Genomic DNA, 1,512 nt, shown 5'->3' with positions numbered 1-1,512 from the left:
GAATGGAACAACACAAAAGTAGAATACCCAAACAGTTGCCTACATGAGTTATTTGAAGCGCAAGTAGAGCGTACACCCGATGCAGTAGCAGTAGAGTATGGCAAGGAAAAACTCACATATCGACAATTAAACATCAGAGCTAATCAACTAGCCCACCACTTGCAAAAACAAGGAATCAAACCACAAACACTAGTAGGCATCTGTGCAGAACGCTCACTGTTAATGATAGTCGGAATATTGGGCATCCTCAAAGCAGGCTGCGCTTACGTACCACTAGACCCAAACTATCCCCAACAACGACTGGCTTTGATCATAGAAGAAATCAATTCCCCAGTCTTATTAACACAACAGCATTTAGTCGAAAAACTCAGCCAACATCAAACACAAATCATTTGCTTAGACAGCGACTGGCAGCAAATCGCTCAACAAAATTCCCAAAACCTCAACACCAATGTCAGCCCAGATGATGTAGTTTATGTAATTTACACCTCCGGCTCCACAGGTAAACCCAAAGGAGCAATCAACATTCATCAAGCCCTATGCAATCGCTTGTTGTGGATGCAAGATGCTTTGCAACTAACATCATCAGAGCGAGTTTTGCAAAAAACACCCTTTAGCTTTGATGTTTCAGTGTGGGAATTCTTCTGGTCGCTGATCACAGGAGCAAGTTTAGTTTTTGCCAAACCCGACGGTCATAGAGATAGTGCTTACTTAGTAGAACTCATTGCCACAGAGGAGATTACCACAGTTCACTTTGTCCCTTCAATGCTGCAAGTATTTCTGAGTGAGCCAGAATTAGGCAAATGTCACAGCCTCAAACGGGTGATTTGTAGTGGTGAGGCTTTATCGTTAGAACTTCAGGAAAGATTTTTTGAGCGTGTTGAGGCACAGTTATACAACCTTTACGGCCCGACGGAAGCAGCGATTGATGTCACTTGGTGGCATTGTCAGCGAAATAGCCAGCAGAGGGTGGTGCCGATTGGCAGACCAATAGCCAATACGCAAATTCATATATTAGATAAATATCTCCAACCCGTGCCTGTGGGTGTACCAGGTGAATTGCATATTGGTGGGGTGGGATTGGCAAAGGGTTATTTGCATAGAGCAGATTTGACTCTTGAGAAGTTTATTGCCAATCCATTTGAGGATGAGATGGCTGCTAGTAGTCCTCGCCTGTATAAAACAGGGGATAAAGCTCGCTATGCGACTGATGGGACGATTGAGTATTTGGGGCGCATTGACTCTCAGGTGAAGATTCGTGGTTTCCGCATTGAATTGGGAGAAGTTGAGGCGGTTTTAGGTCAATACCAAGGGGTGCGGGAAGTTGTGGTGGTTGCTAGTGAGGATGTGGGTGGTTCTAAGCGTTTGCTTGCTTATCTTGTTCCTAAGAAAGATCAAACGAATTTTACAAATGAACTGCTGGATTTCTTAAAAACACAGCTACCAAATTACATGGTGCCAGCAGCTTTTGTGATGCTAGAGGCATTACCCTTGACACCTAACGGTAAGGTA

The 1,512-nt window shown here is 44.0% G+C and carries 1 protein-coding gene; it reads left to right on the top strand.

The genetic code is table 11. The features are described 5' to 3' along the window. On the top strand, positions 1-1,512 hold a 1,512-nt coding region (locus tag RMY00_RS36005; RefSeq protein WP_322652128.1), incomplete at both ends, for an amino acid adenylation domain-containing protein.

The organism is Nostoc sp. ChiVER01 (genome assembly GCF_034531155.1).
Classification (GTDB): Bacteria; Cyanobacteriota; Cyanobacteriia; order Cyanobacteriales; family Nostocaceae; genus Nostoc.
Note: the sequence above shows the minus strand (reverse complement) of the source record. Positions and strands in the feature narration are given on the sequence as shown.